This is a genomic window from Rathayibacter sp. VKM Ac-2835 (assembly GCF_013266705.1).
Classification (GTDB): Bacteria; Actinomycetota; Actinomycetes; order Actinomycetales; family Microbacteriaceae; genus Rathayibacter.
In genome coordinates this window covers 458,754-479,822 of the sequence record NZ_JABSNQ010000004.1, presented here as the reverse complement: position 1 = coordinate 479,822, position 21,069 = coordinate 458,754, and the positions used below count along the sequence as shown (strand labels likewise).

Genomic DNA, 21,069 nt, shown 5'->3' with positions numbered 1-21,069 from the left:
CGCACCACCGCGCGGCCCCTTCCACGACCGTCCGACAGGGCGGGTCGGGGGAGGGGCCGCGTCGTCGTGCGGCCGTGATCGGATCGTGAGAACGGCGTCGGCGGGCCGTCGTGCGCGACTGCCAGGATGAGCGGACCCGCACTGCCGCGGGCGATCGATTCACCGGGGGAACCACATGATCCTGTCCACTCGAGGCCGCCTCGCGGCCGTCGTCCTCGCCACCACCCTGACCTGCGGAGCCGTCGCCGGTCCGGCGCTCGCGGCTCCCGCCTCGCGGGTCTCGACGGAGGCCGCCGCCGCGGCCGTCGCGACCGGCGATCGGCTCGCCGTCGGAGCGACGCTGAAGGCCGGTGAGGAGCTTCGGTCGAACCTCGGCAGCCAGGGCGTCTTCCGCTTCGTGATGCAGACCGACGGCAACGCGGTCGTCTACGACCCGAACGGTGGGGCGTTCTGGGTCAGTGGCACCTCGGGTGCCGGCAACTTGCTCACGCTGCAGCGCGACGGAAACATCGTGATCTACTCCGCGCAGGGCGCGGCGCTGTGGGCCAGCGGCAGCAACGGCCGCGGGGAGCCGTCGTTCCTCGCGATCCAGGCCGACGGCAACCTCGTCTCCTACTCCGCCACGGCGGCACCGCTCTGGGCGAGCCGCGGCGAGAGCATCCTCGTCGACGGTCGCCAGCTCGTCCGCGGTCAGGCGCTCGCCTCCGCCGACGGCCGCTACCGCGCCGTCTACCAGAACGACGGCAACCTCGTCGTCATCGGGCAGAGCGGGGTCCGCTGGAGCGCCGGGACGAGCGGCGGCACGCTGCTCTCTCTGCAGTCGGGCGACCTGGTGAGCTACCAGGGGGAGGCCGCGGTCTGGTTCACCGGGACGTCCCACTTCAACGGCTCTCAGCTCGAGATGCAGAACGACGGCAATCTGGTGCTCTACTCGAGTTCGTTCCGCGTCCTCTGGTCGAGCGATGCCGGAAGCCCGGCATACCGCGACTCGCTGGTGCCCGGCGCGCAGCTCTCCGTCGGCCAGTTCCTCCGCTCGCGAGGCGGCGACGTCCGCACGGTGCTGCAGAGCGACGGCAACGTCGTCGTGTACTACGGCAGTCCCTCCGGCGACGTCGCCCTGTGGAGCACGGGAACCTCCGGCGCGGGCAACCGCTTCGTGATGCAGAACGACGGCAACGCGGTCGTCTACAGCGCCTCGGGCCGAGCGCTGTGGTCCTCCGGGACCGGCGGCAATCCGGGATCGGTGCTGACGATGCAGAACGACGGCAACCTCGTAGTGCGCAGCGCCAACGGCCGGGCGCTCTGGGACTGGCAGCCGAACGGGTACGTGGGCATCTCCGGCGCCTGATCCGAGAGGCGTTCGCACGGGACGGCCGGGGCGCTCCGCAGCAGCGGGGACCTCGGCCGTTCGCGTGCGCAGGGGAGATGTCCGCGTGTTGCGCCGTCGGTCGCCCCGGGTCGGGTGGCTGCGTAGCGTCGGGGGATGCCCGAGACGCTCGACATCGTCCATCTGCGCACGCTCGTGGCGATCGCCGACTGCGGCGGGTTCGGGCGGGCGGCCGTCGCCCTGCACATCAGCCAGCCGACGGTCTCGCAGCACGTGCGCACGCTCGAGCGGCGCCTGGAGCGCACCTTCATCGAGAAGGTCGGCCGGCGCACTCGGTTCACACCGGCCGGCGAGCGCCTCCTCGTGCAGGCCCGGCGCATCCTCGCCGTGCATGACGACGCGCTGGAGCTGCTCGACGCGGCGAGCGAGAACCCGCTCGCCCTCGGCCTGACCGAGCCGGCCGCGGAGCAGCTGCTGCCGCGCCTGCTCGAGACGCTGCACCGCGCCTTCGACGACCGGCCGCTCACCTTCACGCTCGACCGCTCCACCCACCTGACGGAGGCGGTGGCCCGCGGTGTCGTCGATCTCGCGGTCATCCTCGGCGTGGGCGGCGACCTGCCGGGCCGCCAGGTCGCGACGCTCCCGCTCGACTGGTACTCGGCACCCGGCTGGCAGCCGCCGGAGGACGCGCCGATCCCGCTCGTCGCCTACTCCGAGCCGTGCGGGATGCGCCAGCGCGCGCTGCAGCAGCTCGGCGCCTTCGGTCACGAGGTGCGGGTGGTCGCCGAGTCGGCCGGGCTGGAGGGCGTGATCGCGGCGGCCCGCGCGGGTGTCGGAGTCGCGGTGCTGCCGACCGCGCACCGCGGCACGGTCGCCGAGGGACTCGTCGTGCGGCACGATCTGCCGGCGCTGGGCTCGGTCAACCTCCGCCTGGTCTCGCGGCGCGGCCTCGCCCCGGACGTGGAGGACACGGCCCTCGCCGCGCTCGCGGAGGTCTTCGGCACGGTGCGGGCACGGCCGGTCGCGGTGCCCGCGGGCGCGCGAGTGTGACCACCGTCGCCGGCCGCCCGACGCGGGTGTGACGAATCGTTACCAACGATCGGGATCGCCGATCGGAACGCATCCGGAATCATCGTTGGACGCCCGGAGCACCTCGGCCGTAGCGTCGGAGCCATGACCTTCCCGCCCGCCCTCACCGCCGCCGCGCCCCTCGGCGCGACCGGTGCAGCGAGCCGCGGGAGCATCGGCGTCATCGGCTCCGCCGGTCGGATGCCCGGCGCTCGAATGTCCTCGGACGGGAACCCCTTCGCGCCGGTGCGCGGATGTTCCTGTCCGGTCTCCCGCTGACGCCTCCGCGTCGCCCGACTCCTCCGCCCGACTCCTCCGCCCGACGGCCGGCACCAGCCGCTCCCGTCCCGGCCTCTGCGCGCCTCCGCCCGCCTCCGCGGCCGCCGCGCGTCCCTCTCTCCGCGCCCTCCCGCGCTCCTCCGGCGTGCCCGCGCGCCTCCCCGGTGCGCCCGCGCACCCTCTCGAAAGGACCTCCCATGACCGTCGAGTTCATCTCCGCGATCAACGTCAACCACTCGAACGAGGTCAACGGCCTCGCCGATCCGGCCATCGACGTCGCCTATCTGCGCCGCTACTCCCGGATCCTCGAGGACGGCGGCTTCGACTACACGCTGGTGCCCTACGGCTCGGCCGGGCACGACCCGTTCACCATCGCCGCCGCGGTCACCCAGTACACCGAGCACCTGAAGCCGATCGTCGCGCTCCGGCCCAACACGGTCTACCCGACCGTCGCGGCGAAGGCGCTCGCCACCCTCGACCAGCTCTCGGGCGGCCGGGCCGTCGTGCACTTCATCGCAGGGGGGAACGACCACGAGCAGGCCCGCGAGGGCGACCGGCTGAGCAAGGCCGAGCGCTACGCCCGGCAGGAGGAGTACCTCCGCATCCTCCGGAAGGTCTGGTCGGCGACCGAGCCGTTCGACCACGAGGGCGAGTACTACCGCTTCGAGGACTTCGTCTCGCGGGTGCGGCCGGTGCGCGGCACCATCCCGATCTCGGTCGGCGGCTCGAGCGACGAGGCCTACCGCCAGGGCGGCGCGCTCGCGGACGTCTTCGGCCTGTGGGGCGAGCCGCTGGCCGACACCCAGCAGCAGATCGACCGGATCGCGGACGCGGCGCTCGCCGCGGGCCGCACCGACACCCCGCGCACCTGGGTCACCTTCCGGCCGATCATCGCGCCGACCGAGGAGCTCGCCTGGGAGAAGGCGCACCGGATCCTCGGCATCCTGCAGAGCCGAGGCGGCACGACGAACCCGCGCAAGGGCGAGAAGGGGCTCTGGGTGCAGACGCCGAGCGCCACCGGCCCGGCGAACGTCGGCTCGCAGCGCCTGCTCGACATCGCGCGGCGGAAGGACCTGCACGACCGCGCGCTCTGGACGCCGACCGCGACCGCCACCGGGGCGGCCGGCGCGTCCACCGCGCTCGTCGGCACGCCGGAGACGGTCGCCGCGGCGATCCTCGACTACGTCGACCTCGGCGCCGACCTGATCTCGATCCGCGGCTACGACAATCTGAACGACGCGGTCGACTACGGCCGGTACGTCATCCCGCTGGTCCGCGAGGAGCTCGCGCACCGCGAGGCGACCGGGCGCCGCGGCGAGATCGTCGCGCAGCCCCCGCTCGAGGCCGAGCTCGCCGGGGCGATCGCGTGACGCTGCTCACGGGAGCGCCCGCCACGGTGCTCCCCGCGCCCGTCCTGCCCGCGCCCGACCTCTCCGACCGCGCGCTGGCCCGGGTCACCGCCCGCCTGGCCGAGACCGCCGAGCACTACGACCGCACCGCCGAGTTCCCCTGGCAGGGGATCCAGGCCGTGCACGAGGCGGGACTGCTCTCCCTCGGAGTCGGCACGCGCTACGGCGGCACGCCCGCCTCCACCGTCGACCTCGTCCGCGTCTTCGGCGCGCTCGGCCAGGGCGACCCGGCGGTCGCGCTGATCTCGGCGATGACCGTGCTGCAGCACGCCGCACAGGACCGCGCCGCGCTGTGGCCCGAGGCGCTCTACCGCTCGGTGCTCGCCGACTCCGCCGAGCGCCCCGTGCTGCTCAACGCGGTGCGCGCCGAGCCCGAGTGGGGCGCTCCGGCCCGGGGCGGCCTGCCCGCCACGACGATCCGCCGCGACGGCGACGGGTGGCTGCTCGAGGGCCGCAAGGGCTTCGCCACCGGCTCGGAGGGGCTCGCGTACCACCTGGTCTGGGCGGTCGATCACGGCGGGGCGTCGGGCGAGCCCGAGCTCGCGCACGCGATCGTGCCCGGCGACGCTGCGGGCGTCCGGATCGAGCGGACCTGGGACCACCTGGGCCAGCGGGCGTCGAGCACGCACGACGTGGTCTACGAGCAGGTCCGTCTGCCGCTCGCGCACTTCCGCGGCACGCCCCGCTCGCAGCTCGCGCCCGAGGCCGGGGCGACCGGCGGCTTCGGCCTCGCGGTCGCGGCGCTCTACGTCGGTGTCGGGCGGGCGGCGCAGAGCTTCTTCGTGCGCTTCGCGAACGAGCGGGTCCCGACCTCGCTCGGCCGGCCGATCGCCACCACGGAGCGGATCCGCTCGGTCGCCGGCGAGATCCAGGCGCAGCTGGTGCAGGCCGAGGAGGTGCTGCTCTCGCTGGCCGCGCGGGTGGACGCGGGCGATCCGCGCGCCGCCGAGCGCCTCGTCGTCGGCAAGCTGCTCGCCACCCGCTCGGCCGTCACCGCGGTCGAGACGGCCGTCGCCGCGCTCGGCAACCCCGGACTCACCCGGCACCACCCGATCGAGCGGCACCTCCGCGACGTCCTCGCCTCCCGGGTGCACCCGCCGCAGGACGACGCCGCCCTCCTGATCGCCGGCACGCGCTCACTCGCTGCCGCCGCACTCTGACACCCCGCACTCCGACACCCCGCACTCCGACACCCCGCACTCCGACACCCCGCACTCCGACTTCTCTGCACGGGAGACCACCGCCATGACGTTCCACCGCTCACGCCCCCTCCGACGATCGGGCACCGCCGCCGCCGCGCTCGCCCTCGCCTCCGCGCTGGCCCTCTCCGCCTGCTCGGGCGCCTCGGGCGCGGGCACTGCCGCCGACGACGCGACCCCGGTCGACGGCGGTCGGCTCTCGCTCGCCTTCTTCCCCGACAACGCCGCGTTCTCCTGCGTCGACCCGTTCCAGACCTACTGGATCGAGCACCGCACCGTGATCCGCAACGTCGCCGACTCGCTCACCGACCAGGACCCGGAGACCGGCGAGATCCAGCCCTGGCTCGCGACCGACTGGAGCGTCAACGACGCGGGCACCGAGTACACCTTCGACCTGCGCACCGACGTCACCTTCTCGGACGGCACGCCCTTCACCGCGGAGAGCGTGAAGACCTCGTTCGACAACGACAAGGCCACCCTCGGGCAGCTGCCCTCGGCCTACGGCGGCGTCTACCTCGCCGGCTACTCCGGCACGGAGGTGGTGGACACCGACACCGTGAAGGTCGTCTTCTCCACACCCAACGCCGCGTTCCTGCAGGGCACCTCGACCACCAACCTGGCGATCCTCGCCGCCTCGTCCTACGAGAAGACGCCCGAGGGGCGCTGCCTCGGCGGGATCGTCGGCTCCGGCCCGTTCACGCTGACCGGCTACACCCCCGGCACCGGCATCACGCTGGACAAGCGCGACGGGTACGCCTGGGGCTCGGCCCTGCGCGAGAACACGGGGGAGGCGCACCTCGACGGGATCGACATCAGCTACGTCGCCGAGGACAGCGTCCGCGTCGGGCAGCTGACCAGCGACGAGATCGACATCGCCTGGCCGCGGAACCCGATCTCGGAGAACGACCAGGCCGTGATCACCGGCTCCGGCGACACGGTCGAGAGCCGCTCGCTGCCGGGCCCCGCGAGCAACTACTACCCGAACGTCGCCGAGGGGAAGATCCTCTCGGACGAGAGGGTGCGGCAGGCCGTGCAGAAGGCGATCGACCGCGAGACCTACGCGACGACGGTCTTCGGCGCCGGTTACCCGGCCGCGACCAGCATCTACAACACGACGACTCCGTTCTACGAAGACGAGGCGTCGAAGCTCGCCTTCGACGCCGAGGGCGCGGGCGAGCTGCTGGACGAGGCGGGCTGGGAGCTCGGCGACGACGGCTACCGCTCGAAGGACGGGCGGCGACTCACGCTGTCGGTGCCGATCGTCACCCAGTTCGGCGCCGGCGATCAGCTGATCCAGGACCAGCTGAAGCAGGTCGGCATCGAGCTCGAGCTGAACGTGATCACCAGCGCCCAGCGCGCCGACGTGCTGAACAGCGGCGACTACGACCTGATCTCGACCTACTACACGCGGGCCGACCCGGGCGTGATCCAGTGGATCATCGACTCCCGCTACGCCGGCTCGAAGGCGCAGGCGACGAACGGCCTCGACGCCGAGCAGGCCGCGACGGTGCAGGCCCTGCTCGACGAGGGCGTGCAGACGGTCGACACCGCGGCCCGCGCCGAGGTCTACGGCGAGCTGCAGGACTACCTGATCGACAACGCACTGGTCTTCCCGTTCGCCGAGCGGGTCCAGCTGGCGGGCGTCTCGTCGGCGGTGCACGGCTTCCGCTTCACCTCGGAGGCGTTCGGCGACTTCGCCGACGCCTGGATCCAGCCGTGACCGCGCTCGGCTCGGCCCCGGCCCCGGCGGCGGCACCGGGGACAGCACCGGGGAGGCCGGGCACCCGCTCGGCCCCCTCGGGCCTCGGCCGCTACCTCCTCGGCCGGCTCGGCCAGGCGGTGCTGGTGCTCTGGGCCGCCTACACCGTCACCTTCGCGGTGCTCTGGCTGCTGCCGAGCGATCCGCTGGCGCTCCTGCTCTCGGCCAACAACGTCGAGGTGGATTCGCTCACCCCGCAGCAGCTCGCCGAGGCCCAGGCGCGCTACGGCCTGGACCAGCCGGTCTGGCAGCAGTACGCGACGATGCTCGGCACTGCACTGCGGGGCGACTTCGGCACCTCGATCACCAAGGGGATCCCGGTCACCGACCTGATCGCCGAGAAGCTGCCCGGCACCCTGCAGCTCAGCGCCCTGGCGATCGGCCTCGCGCTGATCGGCGGCACGGTGCTCGCCTACCTGGCGGCGTACGTCCGCTGGGCGCCGATGAAGACGGTGCTCGGCCGGCTGCCCTCCGCGGGTGTGGCGTTCCCCGGCTTCTGGATCGGCCTGCTGCTCATCCAGTTCTTCGCCTTCTCGCTGCACCTGCTGCCCTCCACCGGCAGCGCGACCCCGGCGAGCCTGATCCTGCCCGCGGTGACCATGGCGATCCCGACCTCGGCGATGCTCGCCCAGGTGCTGATCCGCAGCTTCGCCGACGTCGAGGCGGAGGCGTACACCACGACGGCCCGCGCCAAGGGCCTCTCCCGCGGCGCGGTGCAGTGGCGGCACGCCTTCCGCAACGCCTCGCTGCCGACGCTGACGATCCTCGGGATCCTGGCCGGAAACACCGTCACGGGAGCGATCGTCGCCGAGACGATCTTCGCCCGGCAGGGCATCGGCACGCTCGCCCAGGAGTCGGTGCTCACCCAGGACGTGCCGGTCGTCCAGGCGATCGTCGTGCTGGCCGCCGTCGTGTTCGTCGGCATCAACCTCCTGGTCGACCTGCTCTACCCCCTCCTCGATCCGCGCATCACCTCGACACCGAAGGCGAGCCGACCATGACTCTCGAATTCACCCGGCCCGAGGCGCTCGTCGCCCCCGAGCCGCTCACCCGCGCGGCGCACGGCCGGGGCGCCCGCCGCGCGCGGATCCTCCGCCTGCTGCTGCGCCGCCCGGGCTTCGTCCTGGCGCTGGTCTTCGTGCTCTTCGTGCTGGCCTCGGCGATCGCTCCCGCGCTCTTCACCGGCGTCGACCCGACCGCGACCGCGCCGACCGACAAGCTGCAGGCGCCGAGCCTCGCGCACCTCTTCGGCACCGACGAACTGGGCCGCGACCTCTTCGCGCGGGTCCTGCACGGCGGCGCGCTGACGGTGCAGGCGACGGTGATCGCCCTCGCGATCGCCCTGGTCGGCGGGCTGACCCTCGGCGTGGTCTCCGGCTCCGCGGGCGGAGTCGTGGACGCGGTGATCATGCGGATCGTGGACGTGCTGCTCGCGATCCCCGGGCTGCTGCTCGCCCTGGCGATCGTGACGGCGATCGGCTTCGGCACGCTGCCGGTGGCGCTCGCCGTGGGCATCGGCATCCTGCCCGGCTTCGCGCGCACCACCCGCGCCGAGGTGCTCCGGGTGCGCACGCTGCCCTACGTCGAGGCCGCGCGCACCGGAGGGGCGAGCCGGCTGCGCGTGCTCGTGCGGCACGTGCTGCCCAACTCCTGGGGGCCGGTCGCCGTGCTGGCCGTGCTCGATCTCGGCACCGCGATCATCGCGATCGCCGCGCTGAGCTTCCTCGGCTTCGGCGCGGCGCCGCCCGCAGCGGAGTGGGGGACGCTGATCTCCAGCGGCCGCAACTACCTCGTCACGAGCCCGTGGCTGTCGCTGCTGCCGGGGCTCTTCGTCGGGCTGCTCGTCTTTGCCCTCAACCACGTGGCCAAGAGCCTCGAGGAGGTGCAGCGATGAGCGCCGCCGTTGTTGCCGCCGGGTCCGCCGCGGCCGGCCCCGCCGCGGCCGGTCGGCTCGTGCGGCTCGACCGGCTCAGCGTCGCCTACGGCGAGCGCACGGTCGTGCGCGAGGTCTCCCTCGAGATCGCGCCCGGCGAGATCGTCGCCGTGGTCGGCGAGTCCGGCTCGGGCAAGTCGACGACCGCGAACGCCGTGCTCGGCCTGCTGCCCTCCGGCGGCCGGATCACCGGCGGCTCGATCGTGCTCGCGGGCGAGGACGTGACCCGCGCGGCCGAGAAGCGGCTCCGGCACCTGCGCGGCCGGTTCGTCGGCCTCGTGCCGCAGGACCCGATGGTCGGGCTGAACCCGACGCTGCGCATCGGCGCCCAGGTGGCGGAGGCGGTGCGCCTGCGCGGCGTCGACCGCCGCTCCGTCGACGCCGAGGTGCTCGAGGCGCTGCGCCAATCGGGCATCGACGACCCGGAGCTGCGCGCCCGGCAGTACCCGCACGAGCTGTCCGGCGGGCTGCGCCAGCGGGCGCTGATCGCGATCGCGCTGGCCGGCCGGCCGCGGCTGATCATCGCCGACGAGCCGACCTCGGCCCTGGACGTCACCGTGCAGAAGCGCCTGCTCGACCACCTGCAGTCGCTCGTCCGCGAGCAGGGCATCGCGCTGCTGATCATCACCCACGACCTGGCCGTCGCCGCCGACCGGGCCGACCGCGTCCTCGTGCTGCGGGAGGGCAGGGTGGTGGAGCAGGGCCCGCCCGCGCAGATCCTGGTCGCGCCGAGGGAGGAGTACACCCGCGAGCTGCTCGCGGCGGCGCCCGGCCTGGGTGGTGAGCTCGTGCCGCGCTTCGAGCACGTCGAACCGGCTCCCGAGATCGTCCGGGTCGAGAGCGTGGTCAAGGACTTCGCGCTGCCGGGCCGCCGCCCGCCGTTCCGGGCGCTCGACGACGTCTCGTTCACGATCCGCGCGGGGCAGACCCTCGCGCTGGTGGGGGAGTCGGGCTCGGGCAAGACGACGGCGCTCCGGATCGCCCTCGGTCTCGAGCGGGCGTCGAGCGGCCGGGTGCTCGTGGAGGGGGAGGACCTCACCGCGGCGAGCGACCGGCAGTGGCGGCCGCTGCGCCGGCGGATCCAGCTGGTGCAGCAGAACCCGTTCGCCGCGCTCGACCCGCGCTTCACGGTGCTGGAGTCGGTCGTCGAGCCGCTGGTCTCGTTCCGGATCGGCGACCGCGCCTCGCGGCTGGAGCGCGCCCGCGAGCTGCTCGACCGGGTCGGGCTGCCCGGCTCCTTCCTCTCCCGGCTGCCGGCCGAGCTGTCCGGCGGTCAGCGCCAGCGGGTCGCGATCGCCCGCGCGCTCGCCCTCGGGCCGGATCTCGTGCTCCTCGACGAGCCCGTCTCGGCGCTGGACGTGTCGGTGCAGGCGCAGATCCTCGAGCTCCTGGTCGAGCTGCAGCGCGACCTCGGCGTCGCCTACCTGTTCGTCTCGCACGACCTCGCGGTCGTCGCCGAGGTCTCGCACGAGGTCGTCGTCCTCGACCGCGGGCGGGTGCAGGAGGCGGGGACCACGGCCCGCGTCTTCGGCTCGCCCGCCGCGGAGTACACCCGCACCCTGCTCGCGGCGATCCCCGGCCGAGCGGCGGTGCGCCCGTGAGCGGCCGGTTCCTCGTGATCGGCGGCGGGGCCGTCGGCTCCGTCCTCGCCGCGCAGCTGCACCTGGCCGGGCAGCCGGTCGTGCTCGTGGCGCGCGGGGAGCACCTGCGGCTCCTCCGCGAGAACGGGCTGCGCGTGCGCCGGCCCGGGGGCGAGGAGATCGTGCGGCTGCCCGTCGCCGCTGGCCCGGCGGAGGCGGCACCCGCGCGCGGCGACGTCCTCGTGCTCGCGGTGAAGGCGCAGGACGCGGAGGCGGCGCTCGCCGAGTGGGCCTGGACGCCGCTCGCCGGGGGCGGGGCCGGCGCCGAGCTGCCGGTGCTGACCCTGCAGAACGGACTCGCCACCGAGGACAGCGCGCTGCGCCGCTTCGCCGCGGTCTACGGGGTGTCGATCGGCATCGCCGCGAGCTTCCTGGTGCCCGGCGAGGTCGTCTCGCCCTCCTTCCCGACCGTCGGCGTGCTCTGGATCGGCCGGCACCCCGACGCCGCCGACCCGCGGGCGGAGGAGTTCGCCGCGATCCTCCGGAGCGCCGGCTTCGCCGCCCGCGCCGTGCCCGACATCGGCGCCTGGAAGGCCCGCAAGCTGCTCGTCAACGCGGCCAACGGCCTCGACCTGTTCGAGGGCCCGGCCGAGCAGCGCGCCGCCGCGCGCGACCTGCTCGTCGCGGAGGCGCGCGCCGTCCTCGCCGCGAACGGGCCGGCGGTCGCCCCCGACGACGGCACCCGCCTCGCCGTCGATCCCGTGCCCGGTCACACCGCCGGCCGGCTGTCCACCTGGCAGAGCGCCGCCCGCGGCACGAGCAGCGAGATCGACCACCTCACCGGCGAGATCGTGCTGCTCGCCCGCCGCGCCGGCGTGCCCGCCCCCGTCAACGAGCGCCTGCAGCTCCTGCTCGGCCTCCGCGGCCGCGCCGCGGCCGTCGCGCCGCTCGCGCTCGCAGACCTGCTCGCTGACCCGCTCGATCCCGCGTCCAGGCTGGTCGAGCACCCCCGCGAAGCCGCTTCCATGCTGGTCGAGTAGCCCCGCAGGGGCGCTTGCATGCTGGTCGAGTAGCCCCGCAGGGGCGTATCGAGACCCACCTCCCTCCGAACACCCACCCTCTCGCCCGCCCGAACAAGGAGTCCCTCCCATGACCCTCACCCACCCGCCCACCGCCGCGCGCGCCGCCCGTGCCTTCGACGAGCCCGAGGGCATCGCTCCGCGCGGCACCCTGGTCGTCCTCGGCGGCCGCGGCGAGACCCCCGCCGTCTACGAGCGCTTCGGCGCCCGCATCGCCCGCGACGCGTACCGCGTCCGCGCCCTCGGCGACGCGACGGCCGCCGGCGTCCGGGACGCCGCGCTCGCCCTCCTCCGCGACCCCTCGACCATCGCGCCGCTCGTCCTCGTCGGCTCCGACGCCGGCGCGGCGGTCGCCCTCGAGCTCGCCGCGACGGAGCCCGTCGACGCCGTCGTCCTCGCCGGACTGCCCGTGCGCGCCGAGAGCGGCGGGGGGATCGGCGAGCGGACCGCCTGCCCGAACCACGCCGGCGTCCTCGAGCGCGAGACCGACTCCGCCGCGCGCGCCGCCGCCCTGCCGCCCGAGCTGCTCGCCGTCGCCGCCAGTGCCGTCACCGTCCCGCTGCTCGCGCTGCACGGCGCGGCCGACGCGATCAGCCCGCTCGCGGAGGCGGTCGCCGTCTACCGCACCGCCCCACGGGCCGAGATCCACGTGCTCGCCGACGGCCGCCACGACGCGCTGAACGACGCGACGCACCGCTCGGCCGCGGCGACGGTGATCCTGTTCCTCGAGCGGGTGAAGGCGTCGGCCGTCGCCGCGCCCGTCATCGAGCGGCTCGCGGAGTGAGCGCGCTCGCCCCCGCCCTCGACCCCACCGACGCCACCCCCGTCGAGATCACCGCCGACCTCCCCACCGCCGACCGCTCCGGCTGGTCGCCCGGCGGCACCCCGCTCGGCGTCGTGCGCGCCCGCTCGGTCGACGACGTCCGCGCCGCGCTCCGGCACGCCTCCGCCCACGGCATCCCCGTCGTCATCCGCGGCGCCGCCTCCGGACTCGCCGGCGGCGCCAGCGCGGGGGAGGGCGACCTCGTCCTCGACGTCTCGGGCCTGGACCGCATCCTCGAGATCGACCCCGTCGACGGCGTCGCCCGGGTCGAGCCGGGCGTCATCACCGCCGACCTCGACCGCGCCGCTGCCGTGCACGGCCTCCTCTACGCCCCGGACCCCGGCAGCGTCGAGATCGCGACGATCGGCGGCACCATCGCCACCAACGCCGGCGGCCTGCGCGGCGCGAAGTACGGAGTCACGCGCGACGCCGTCCTCGCCCTCGACGTCGTCCTGGCCGACGGCTCGCTCGTCCACCTCGGCCGCGACACTGTGAAGGGCGTCGTCGGCCTCGACCTCACCGCCCTCGTCGTCGGCTCCGAGGGCAGTCTCGGCGTGGTGGTCGGCGCGACCCTCCGCCTGCTGCCCCGGCCGCGGGCGACCGCGACCGCCGCCGCGTTCTTCGCCGACGTGGCCGCGGGCGCCGAGGCCGCCGTCGCCCTCGCCCGTGCCGGACTGCGCCCGAGCGTCCTCGAGCTGGTCGACGACCGCACGCTCGAAGCCATCGACGCCCTGCGCGGCTCCAGCCTGGCCGGCCGCGGCGGCGCCTTCCTCCTGGTGCAGACCGACGGCTTCGGCGCCGCCGAGGAGATCGCCGAGGTGCGCGCGGTGCTCGCCGCCACCGCGCTCAGCGTCGAGACCACCCTCGACCCGGCCGAGGGGCTCGCCCTCGCGAGCGCCCGCCGCGACGCCCTGCCCGCGATCGAGGCCCGCGGCCGCGTGCTGATCGAGGACATCGCCGTGCCCCGCTCCCGTCTCGCCGAGGCGATCCGCCGCGTGCACGCGATCGCCGCGGACACCGGCGCCGACGTCTACGTCTTCGCGCACGCGGGTGACGGCAATCTGCACCCGATCATCCGCTTGCGCGACGACTCCGAGCAGTCCCGCCGCCAGGCCGACGCCGCGGCCGAGGCCGTCTTCGCCCTCGCCCTCGAGCTCGGCGGCACCGTCAGCGGCGAGCACGGCGTCGGCGCCCTCAAGCGCGACTGGGCCCGCCGCGAGCTCGGCCCCGACGTCGTCGCCCTGCAGCGCGCGGTGCAGCGGGTCTTCGATCCGCAGGGCATCCTGAATCCCGGTACCGCGCTGTGAGCGCACCCCTCGAGAGGACCGACATGACCACCACCCTCCGCTCCGACGTGCTCGTCACCCCCGACGAGCTGGAGGCGGCGCTCGCGTCGCCCGAGCCCCCGCTCGTCCTCGACGTGCGCTGGCGCCTCGACCGGCCCGACGGCCGCCCCGCGTACTCGGAGGGCCACATCCCCGGTGCCGTGTACGTCGACCTCGACCACGAGCTCGCCGCGCACGCCGCCCCCGAGGACGGCCGCCACCCGCTGCCCCCGATCGAGGCGCTGCAGGAGGCGGCGCGCGGCTGGGGACTGCGCCAGGGGCAGGCCGTCGTGGGCTACGACGACCTGAAGAACCTCTCCTCCGCGCGCGCCTGGTGGCTGCTGCGCGCCGCCGGAGTCGCCGACGTGCGCCTGCTCGACGGCTCGCTGCGCGCCTGGACCGGCTCGGGTCGTGCCCTCGAGGCCGGCCCCGTGACGCCGGTCGCGGGCGACGTCGAGCTGGCCTACGGCGCCCTGCCGGTGCTCGACATCGACGAGGCCGCCGCGCTGCCGTCCACCGGCGTGCTGCTCGACGCCCGCGCCCCCGAGCGCTACCGCGGCGACGTCGAGCCGATCGACCCCCGCGCCGGCCACATCCCCGGCGCCCGGAACGCCCCCGCGACGGAGAACGTCGACGCCGACGGCCGCTTCCTCGACGGCGCCGCCCTGCGCACGCGCTTCGAGTCGATCGGCGTCCGCTCGGACGCCCCCGTCGGCGTCTACTGCGGCTCCGGAGTGACCGCCGCCGCCGACGCCGTCGCCCTCACCCTCGCCGGCTTCGCCCCCGCCCTCTACCCCGGCTCCTGGTCCCAGTGGTCGAACACCCCCGCCCGCCCGGTCGCCACCGGCGCAGACGCCTAGCCCTCTTCCTGCTGGTCGAGGAGCGCGCAGTGCGTATCGAGACCCACCCTCCGGGGGAGGGCCGACACCCGTCAGCACGTCGACACCGCGACGAGCAGACAGTGGATCTCGATACGCGCGCCGCGCGCGCTTCTCGATCATCATGAACTTCTCAAGCATCGGCGACGGCATCGGGCGTCGCGCGTGCAGAAGGCCGCGGCCGCCCCTGCTGGTGAAGGATCCGGCCGCCCCATGCTGGTCGAGCAGCGCGCAGCGCGTCTCGAGACCTAGCCGCGACCAGGACATCAGCCGAGAGCCCCGCTCGTCGCTCATCGCGGCTGACGGGCCTCCTCCGCTGACGATGCGTCGCACCCGACCGGGATCTGCCGCGCAGTCCGACCCGCTCCGCAGAACGTGTCGTCGCGGGCACTCGAGTACGACGACTTCTGAGTACCCGCGGCCGTCGGCGACTCCGCCAGAGTTGCGGTAGTCGCGCTCGACTACCGCAACTTCTGAGGAGTGGGCCGGCCGACCCGGGTGTCAGCCCAGGCGGGAGTGCTCGCCGAGGTGGTGCCACGTGCGGTTGTGGTACACCAGCGGCGCGGTGGCGTCGGAGTCGTCGGGGACGTGCGCCTCGAGGGCGTGCACGGCGACGATGGTCGACGAGCCGGCCTCCATGCGGTTGATGACGGTGCCGCGGATCCACGCGGACGCGCCGGGGAAGTACGGCTCGCCGGTCGGCAGCCGCGACCAGATCGAGGTGTCGGCGAAGCGGTCGATGCCGCTGGTCGAGCCGAGGCGGGCGAGGTCGAGCTGCTCGGCTCCGAGCAGGTGCACGACGAGGGTCTCCGACGCCTGGATGGCCGGCGAGCTGGACGAGGCCGACGACAGCGAGAAGACGAACAGCGGCGGCTCCGCGCTCACCGAGAAGACCGAGGTCGCGGTGAGCGCGACCGGTCCGGTCCCCGGATCGGCCGTGATCAGCGCGACCCCCGCGGCGTGGTTGCGGAACGCGAGCTTGAAGTCCGCGGGCGAGAGCCCGGCGAAGGCCGCGTGCGGCCGCGGGTCGCCCGCGGGCGTGGACTCGGACGTGGTGGCGAGGTTCTCACGGCTCATCGGAGACTCCAGATCGATCGGGGTGGCGGCGCGGAACGGGCCCGCCCTCGCGCCGCAGCGCAGCCCCTCCAGCCTGTCGCACCGGGCAGGGGCCGCTCGCCTCATTGCGGAGTATGACACTCCCGCCTCCGCCTCCCCGAGGCCCGCACCGTCCGTCCGATCTGCAGGCGACGCGACGGCGAGAGCCCTCCCACCCGCGCACGGGGGTGCTGCCTCCCTCGGATCACCTGCAGATCGGACCACCCCCACCGTGCCCCCCCCCCCCCGCCGCCACACGGCCTCCGCGTCCGCTCCCCGCGCAACCCGTGGCACCCCCGTCCCGCAGCGCGCAGACTCGTGAGCATGGCCCACCGCCCCCGCGAGTCGAGCACCCGCCCCGAGAACAAGACCTGCGCCTCCTGCGGCCGTGAGATCGAGTGGCGCGCCAAGTGGGCGCGCGACTGGGAGAACGTCCGCTACTGCTCCGACGCCTGCCGCCGCCGCGGCGTCGGCCCCGAGGAGCAGCGCCTCGAGGAGGAGATCCGCACCGTCCTCCTCGCGCGCGCCGCGTCCTCCACCGCCTGCCCGTCCGAGGTCGCCCGCCGCGTCGGGGGAGAGGAGTGGCGGCCGCTGATGGAGCCGGTCCGCCGCGCCGCCCGCCGCCTCGTCGACCGCGGCGAGATCGACATCGTCCAGGGCGGGCAGATCGTCGATCCGTCCCGCGCGAAGGGCCCGATCCGCCTGCGCCGCCGCCCCGGCGGGCCCCTGTCGCCCGGCGGCGGCGCCAGCTAGCCTCGCTGACATGCCCAGCAGCGACGCCGTCGTCCTCACCGTCCCCGGACCGCACGGCGACCGGGAGGTGCGCCTCTCCAGCCCGGGCCGCGTGCTGTTCCCGGAGCCCGGCATCACCAAGCGCGAGGTGGCGGAGTACCTGATCGCGGTCGGCGAGGCGTTCGTCGCCGCGAACGGCGACCGGCCGATCTCGCTGCAGCGCTTCTCCTCCGGCATCGACGGCGACCAGTTCTTCTCCAAGAACCCGCCCAAGGGCGCTCCGGAGTACGTCCGCTCCGTCCCCGTCACCTATCCGAGCGGCCGCGTGCACCCGCAGCTCGTGATCGACGAGCCCGCCGTCGCCGTCTGGGCCGCGCAGATGAACACCCTCGTCTTCCACCCGTGGGCGTCGCGCGCCGAGGACAGCGACCGTCCGGACCAGCTCCGCATCGACCTCGACCCGCAGCCGGGCACCGACGTCGCCGACGCGGTCGTCGCGGCGCACGCGCTCCGCGAGGTGCTCCGCGAGGCGGGCCTGGAGTCGTTCGTGAAGACCTCGGGCAATCGCGGGCTGCACGTGTTCGCGCCGATCGTCGCCGAGCACGAGTTCCTCGACGTGCGGCACGCCGTCATCGCCGCCGCCCGCGAGCTCGAGCGGCGGATGCCGGAGCAGGTCACGACGGCGTGGTGGAAGGAGGAGCGCGGCGAGCGGATCTTCGTCGACTTCAACCAGGCCAACCGCGACCGCACGATGGCCGGCGCCTACAGCCCGCGTCCGCTGGCGCACGCGCCCGTCTCGTGCCCGCTGGAGTGGGAGGAGCTGGACGGCGTCGATCCGACCGCCTTCACGATCCGCACCGTCCCCGAGCGCCTGAGCACGACCGGCGACCCGTGGGCCCGGATGCACGACGCGCCCGGCCGGCTCGACGTGCTGCTCGGCTGGTGGGAGCGCGACCTCTCCGCGGGCCTGGGTGAGCTGCCGTTCCCGCCCGACTTCCCGAAGATGCCGGGGGAGCCGCCCCGCGTGCAGCCCAGCCGCGCGAAGAAGCCGGCGGCGGAGGAGTCGGAGGAGTAGCCGGGAGGCCTCAGCCGAGCACGTCGCCCAGGTCGTACGCGGTCGGCGTCTCCAGCTGCTCGAAGGTGCAGGAGTCCGCGTCGCGGTCCGGCCGCCAGCGCTCGAACTGCACCGTGTGCCGGAACCTCGACCCCTCCATCTGGTCGTAGCGCACCTCGAGCACCCGCTCGGGTCGCAGCCGGACGAACGAGGTGTCGCGGCTCCCGGAGAAGCGGCTGCGCTCGCCGTCGCCGCGCACCGCCTCGCCGTCCGCATCGCGCTCGACGACGTCGGCGAGCTCGTCGATCAGCTCGACCCGCCGCGCGTCGGTGAAGGCCGAGGCGCCGCCCACCTGCCGCAGCGTCCCGTCGGCGTCGCGGAGGCCGAGCAGCAGCGAGCCGAGGCCGGGCTTGGACGTGTGCTCCCGGTAGCCGATCGCGATCACATCGGCCGTCCGGTGGTGCTTGACCTTCAGCATGGTCCGCTTGCCCGGCGCGTAGGGCGCCGCGAGCGGCTTGGCGATCACGCCGTCGAGCCCCGCGCCCTCGAACCGCTCCAGCCAGTCGCGGGCGAGCGCCTCGTCGGCGGTGGTCCGACCGAGGTGCACGGGCGCAGCGACGCCGTCCAGCATCGCGGCGAGCGCCTCCCGCCGCGCCGAGTACGGCTCGTCGAGCAGGCTCCGGCCGTCCACGGCGAGCAGGTCGAAGGCGACGAGCATCGCCGGAGTCTCGGCCGCGAGCGTCGCGACGCGGCTGGCCGCCGGGTGGATCCGCTGCGAGAGCAGCTCCCAGTCCAACCGCTGCGCGCCCGCCGGCCCGGTCGCCAGCACGATCTCGCCGTCGAGGACGCAGCCGTCGGGGAGCAGCCGGAGGAACGCCTCGACCAGCTCGGGGAAGTAGCGCGTGAGCGGCTTGGAGCCGCGGCTGCCGATCTCGCACTCCCCGCCGGAGACGGAGACGATCGCGCGGAAGCCGTCCCACTTCGGCTCGTAGGAGTAGCCGCCGGCCACCGCGTCCTGGGCGGGCACGGCGGCGACCGCCTTGGCGAGCATCGGGGCGAGGGGGAGGGGGAACGGGAGGTCCATCCTGCGATCATCCTCGCCGCGGCCGGCCCGGCGCACCCCTCTCAGAGAGGCTCCTCCCCAGGCTCGACCGCGTGACGAACAGATCACAAGCGCCACCTCCGGTACCTTTCGCGCCAGCGGATACGGAAGACTGCGCCTCATGAGCATGTGGGGACAGCACTCCGGAACGCGCGCCAGACCAGACCGATCGGCGCGTCCGCTCCGAAGAGGAGCTGTGACCCTCGAATGTCGGAACGACGCCGGACGGAGCCGCCGCTGATGGCGCGCACCGCCGTCTCGGCCGCCCGGCAGCTGTTCTCGCGCTCGCGGCGCAGCGACTCTCCCGGGGAAGGGGAACCCCCGTACGGAGTCGAACCCGACGTGACCGAGTACCTGCCGGCTCCGGCGCGCGACGAGGAGGCTCCCCGCCGGGACGCCCTCCTCGGGCAGCACGCCCCTCCGGCGCACGCGGATGCCGGGCGCGTCTTCGACGTGCCCGCGCCCGCGATCGGCGAGTACTGCGAGCTCGACGCGGATGCTCTCGAATTCCCCCATCCGGGGGTCGCCTCCTTCGTGCCCGACCTCTCCCGCCCCCCGCGCGGCGGGGGATCGCACAGTGCGTTCCGCAGCCCGCCGCCGCCCGCCCCGGCTCCCGCCGCGCCGTCGCCGATGATCGACCTCCCGCGCGACTTCGCGCCGTCGGAGGAGGTCGAGGAGCCGCAGGCCGCCGAGGCCACGCCGTCGGCCACGCCGTCGCGCTTCGAGCCGCAGCCCGTGGACGCGCAGTTCTTCGACGGTCCGCCCGCACCCCCCGCGCCGCCGGTGCGGCCGGCCCCGCCCGTCGTCGCCCCGCCCCTCGCCGAGCAGCCGGTCGAGCTCCCCTCCGAGGAGAGCGAGCCCGAGGAGAGCGGGCCCGCGGAGTCAGAGCCCGAGGAGTCCGAGACCGCGGCCCCGCCCGCCGAGCCGCAGCCCGTCGACGCCCTGTTCTTCGAGCCGCCGACCTCCGCGCCGTCCGCGGTCCAGCCACCGCCCCCCGTCGCTGTCACCCCGCCGGCGCCGATCGTCGACGCCGCGCTCCTCCGGGGCTTCGCCCTGGCCCCGACCGGCGCCACCGGCCCCGCGCCGGCGCCCGTCATCAGCGAGATCTGCGAGCTCGACACCGAGCACCTCGAGTTCCCGCACCCGAACGCCGCGTCCTTCGTCCCGGTGCAGGGCCGCCCCCGCGGAGCCTTCGGCCTGCTCCTGCCCGACCCCGCGCGCCGGTCCGCGCCCGCCGAGGAGGAGCGCCACCCGGAGCCCCCGCACGACCCGGAGCCCGAGCACCTCGCCGGGCCCGACCGCGTCGCCGAGCCCGAGCAGCACGCCGAGCCGCAGCACCGCACCGCGGACCCCGCCCGCGACCTCTTCGACGAGCGGTTCCTCGCTCCGGCCCCGTTCCCCGGCCGCGGCGACCGCGCCGATATCGACGACACCGACACCGAGGACGCGCCCGGCTTCCTCGCGCCCCCGGTGCCCGCGACCGCCCACCAGTGGAACGGCACCCCCGTCGCCGCCGACCCGGCCGACGACGAGGGCCGCCCGCGCTCCCGCCGCAAGGCCGTGCTGATCGGCGCCGGCATCGGCGCCGCCGTGCTGCTGATCGGCGGCGCGCTCGTCGCCGTCCCGCTGATCACGAACGGCGGCGGAGACGGCGGCGACGGGGCGGGCCCCGTCGCGGCCGCCGCTCCCGGCACCACCGAGGCCGCCGTCTCCTGGGTCGCCGAGACGATCGACCCCGCCTCGGTGCTCCTCGTGCAGGACGACCTCGTCGGCGACGTGACGGACGCCGGCTTCCCCGGCGACACCGTCGTCTCGGAGTCGACGCTCAGCGCGGCGGCGCCCGACTCCGCCTGGCGCGCGGCCGACTACATCCTCGCCACGCCGAGCCTGCGGGCGACCGCGACCGGCGAGACCGGGACGGCGCTCGACAACTCCGAGACCGTCGCGAGCTTCGGCAGCGGCGACACCGCCGTGGAGGTGCGCCGGGTCCTCGACCAGGGCACCGACCAGGCCGCCGCCGCGGCCACCGTGCTCACCGCCGCCCGCGCCTCGGCCGGTGGCCAGCTCGCGGCCAACCCCGCGCTGACCACGACCGACGCGGCCCGCACCCTGCTCGAGGAGGGTCGCGTCGACTCGCGCCTCCTGCTCCTGCTGGGCCAGCAGCTCGCCTTCACTCCTCTCTCCGTCGTCGACTTCCCCGTCGGCGCGAACGAGGTCGACGGCGTCCGCCACCGGATGATCCTGTCCGGCTACAACGGCGCGTCGCTCCCCGCCGACGTCGCCGCCCTCCAGAGCGCCACCACGTGGCTCGGCAGCCAGTCGGGCGACTTCGTCCCGACGTCCGTCGAGTCGACCCCCGAGGGTCTCCTCGTCACCCTCGACCTCGATGAGCCGACCGGGCTGCTCCCGGGCGCTCAGTAGCACGCC

General features: G+C 74.9%; 17 protein-coding genes. 15 read left to right on the top strand and 2 right to left on the bottom strand.

Features of this window, described 5'->3' with window-relative positions:
* Positions 1 to 175: 175 nt before the first annotated feature.
* The 12 genes from HRK28_RS18735 to HRK28_RS18680 all read left to right on the top strand — a co-directional run bounded on the left by HRK28_RS18735 (position 176) and on the right by HRK28_RS18680 (position 14,641).
* Positions 176 to 1,348, top strand: coding sequence for a hypothetical protein (locus HRK28_RS18735; protein ID WP_173252651.1), 1,173 nt, complete (start codon positions 176 to 178; stop codon positions 1,346 to 1,348).
* Between the two features lie 135 nt (positions 1,349 to 1,483).
* Complete coding sequence (locus tag HRK28_RS18730; RefSeq protein ID WP_173252650.1) at positions 1,484 to 2,377, top strand: LysR family transcriptional regulator; 894 nt, start codon at positions 1,484 to 1,486, stop codon at positions 2,375 to 2,377.
* A 494-nt stretch (positions 2,378 to 2,871) separates the two neighbouring features.
* Positions 2,872 to 4,044 carry an LLM class flavin-dependent oxidoreductase gene (locus HRK28_RS18725; RefSeq protein ID WP_173252649.1) on the top strand — a complete coding sequence of 391 codons (1,173 nt, stop codon included), beginning with the start codon at positions 2,872 to 2,874 and terminating at the stop codon, positions 4,042 to 4,044.
* Positions 4,041 to 5,243, top strand: a complete 1,203-nt coding sequence (locus tag HRK28_RS18720; RefSeq protein ID WP_173252648.1) for an acyl-CoA dehydrogenase family protein — start codon at positions 4,041 to 4,043, stop codon at positions 5,241 to 5,243. Before HRK28_RS18725 ends, HRK28_RS18720 begins: the two co-directional genes overlap by 4 nt.
* 85 nt (positions 5,244 to 5,328) lie before the next feature.
* Positions 5,329 to 7,002, top strand: a complete 1,674-nt coding sequence (locus tag HRK28_RS18715) for an ABC transporter substrate-binding protein (protein ID WP_173252647.1) — start codon at positions 5,329 to 5,331, stop codon at positions 7,000 to 7,002.
* Entirely contained in the window at positions 6,999 to 8,042 is a 1,044-nt protein-coding gene (locus HRK28_RS18710; RefSeq protein WP_173252646.1) for an ABC transporter permease, read from the top strand. Before HRK28_RS18715 ends, HRK28_RS18710 begins: the two co-directional genes overlap by 4 nt.
* On the top strand, positions 8,039 to 8,935 hold the full coding sequence (locus tag HRK28_RS18705) for an ABC transporter permease (protein WP_173252645.1): 897 nt from the start codon (positions 8,039 to 8,041) through the stop codon (positions 8,933 to 8,935). The genes HRK28_RS18710 and HRK28_RS18705 overlap by 4 nt, the downstream gene beginning before the upstream one ends.
* On the top strand, positions 8,932 to 10,575 hold the full coding sequence (locus HRK28_RS18700; RefSeq protein WP_173252644.1) for an ABC transporter ATP-binding protein: 1,644 nt from the start codon (positions 8,932 to 8,934) through the stop codon (positions 10,573 to 10,575). Before HRK28_RS18705 ends, HRK28_RS18700 begins: the two co-directional genes overlap by 4 nt.
* Positions 10,572 to 11,594, top strand: a complete 1,023-nt coding sequence (locus HRK28_RS20925; RefSeq protein ID WP_160090109.1) for a ketopantoate reductase family protein — start codon at positions 10,572 to 10,574, stop codon at positions 11,592 to 11,594. Before HRK28_RS18700 ends, HRK28_RS20925 begins: the two co-directional genes overlap by 4 nt.
* 109 nt (positions 11,595 to 11,703) lie before the next feature.
* Positions 11,704 to 12,417 (top strand): alpha/beta hydrolase, encoded by a 714-nt coding sequence (locus HRK28_RS20340; protein WP_173252643.1) that lies wholly within the window; start codon positions 11,704 to 11,706, stop codon positions 12,415 to 12,417.
* The gene (locus HRK28_RS20920) at positions 12,414 to 13,763 is read left to right on the top strand and encodes an FAD-linked oxidase C-terminal domain-containing protein (RefSeq protein ID WP_173252642.1); all 1,350 of its coding nucleotides are present in this window, start codon (positions 12,414 to 12,416) and stop codon (positions 13,761 to 13,763) included. Before HRK28_RS20340 ends, HRK28_RS20920 begins: the two co-directional genes overlap by 4 nt.
* A 23-nt stretch (positions 13,764 to 13,786) precedes the next feature.
* A complete protein-coding gene (locus tag HRK28_RS18680; RefSeq protein ID WP_173252641.1) occupies positions 13,787 to 14,641 on the top strand; it encodes a sulfurtransferase in 855 nt (284 codons plus the stop codon).
* Positions 14,642 to 15,160: 519 nt separating this feature from the next.
* Here HRK28_RS18680 and HRK28_RS18675 read toward each other — a convergent pair.
* Entirely contained in the window at positions 15,161 to 15,736 is a 576-nt protein-coding gene (locus HRK28_RS18675; RefSeq protein ID WP_160090101.1) for a flavin reductase family protein, read from the bottom strand.
* A 342-nt stretch (positions 15,737 to 16,078) separates the two neighbouring features.
* Between HRK28_RS18675 and HRK28_RS18670 the strand changes: the two genes are divergently transcribed.
* Positions 16,079 to 16,507 carry a DUF2256 and DUF3253 domain-containing protein gene (locus tag HRK28_RS18670; RefSeq protein ID WP_160090099.1) on the top strand — a complete coding sequence of 143 codons (429 nt, stop codon included), beginning with the start codon at positions 16,079 to 16,081 and terminating at the stop codon, positions 16,505 to 16,507.
* Between the two features lie 10 nt (positions 16,508 to 16,517).
* Positions 16,518 to 17,561, top strand: coding sequence for a non-homologous end-joining DNA ligase (ligD, locus tag HRK28_RS18665; protein ID WP_173252640.1), 1,044 nt, complete (start codon positions 16,518 to 16,520; stop codon positions 17,559 to 17,561).
* A 10-nt stretch (positions 17,562 to 17,571) separates the two neighbouring features.
* Here ligD and HRK28_RS18660 read toward each other — a convergent pair whose 3' ends face one another.
* On the bottom strand, positions 17,572 to 18,624 hold the full coding sequence (locus tag HRK28_RS18660; RefSeq protein WP_173252639.1) for an ATP-dependent DNA ligase: 1,053 nt from the start codon (positions 18,622 to 18,624) through the stop codon (positions 17,572 to 17,574).
* 360 nt (positions 18,625 to 18,984) lie between these two features.
* On the opposite strand from HRK28_RS18660, the gene HRK28_RS18655 reads away from it, so the two are divergent.
* Entirely contained in the window at positions 18,985 to 21,063 is a 2,079-nt protein-coding gene (locus tag HRK28_RS18655; RefSeq protein WP_173252638.1) for a hypothetical protein, read from the top strand.
* Positions 21,064 to 21,069 lie beyond the last annotated feature (6 nt).

What these genes read in the sequence shown, in the direction of transcription:
- HRK28_RS18715 (WP_173252647.1), top strand. Translation starts at nt 5,329, where the DNA reads ATGACGTTCCACCGCTCACGCCCCCTCCGACGATCGGGCACCGCCGCC.
- HRK28_RS18730 (WP_173252650.1), top strand. Translation starts at nt 1,484, where the DNA reads ATGCCCGAGACGCTCGACATCGTCCATCTGCGCACGCTCGTGGCGATC.
- HRK28_RS18675 (WP_160090101.1), bottom strand. Translation starts at nt 15,736, where the DNA reads ATGAGCCGTGAGAACCTCGCCACCACGTCCGAGTCCACGCCCGCGGGC.
- HRK28_RS20340 (WP_173252643.1), top strand. Translation starts at nt 11,704, where the DNA reads ATGACCCTCACCCACCCGCCCACCGCCGCGCGCGCCGCCCGTGCCTTC.
- HRK28_RS18725 (WP_173252649.1), top strand. Translation starts at nt 2,872, where the DNA reads ATGACCGTCGAGTTCATCTCCGCGATCAACGTCAACCACTCGAACGAG.
- ligD (WP_173252640.1), top strand. Translation starts at nt 16,518, where the DNA reads ATGCCCAGCAGCGACGCCGTCGTCCTCACCGTCCCCGGACCGCACGGC.
- HRK28_RS18735 (WP_173252651.1), top strand. Translation starts at nt 176, where the DNA reads ATGATCCTGTCCACTCGAGGCCGCCTCGCGGCCGTCGTCCTCGCCACC.
- HRK28_RS18705 (WP_173252645.1), top strand. Translation starts at nt 8,039, where the DNA reads ATGACTCTCGAATTCACCCGGCCCGAGGCGCTCGTCGCCCCCGAGCCG.
- HRK28_RS18670 (WP_160090099.1), top strand. Translation starts at nt 16,079, where the DNA reads ATGGCCCACCGCCCCCGCGAGTCGAGCACCCGCCCCGAGAACAAGACC.
- HRK28_RS18680 (WP_173252641.1), top strand. Translation starts at nt 13,787, where the DNA reads ATGACCACCACCCTCCGCTCCGACGTGCTCGTCACCCCCGACGAGCTG.
- HRK28_RS18660 (WP_173252639.1), bottom strand. Translation starts at nt 18,624, where the DNA reads ATGGACCTCCCGTTCCCCCTCCCCCTCGCCCCGATGCTCGCCAAGGCG.
- HRK28_RS18700 (WP_173252644.1), top strand. Translation starts at nt 8,932, where the DNA reads ATGAGCGCCGCCGTTGTTGCCGCCGGGTCCGCCGCGGCCGGCCCCGCC.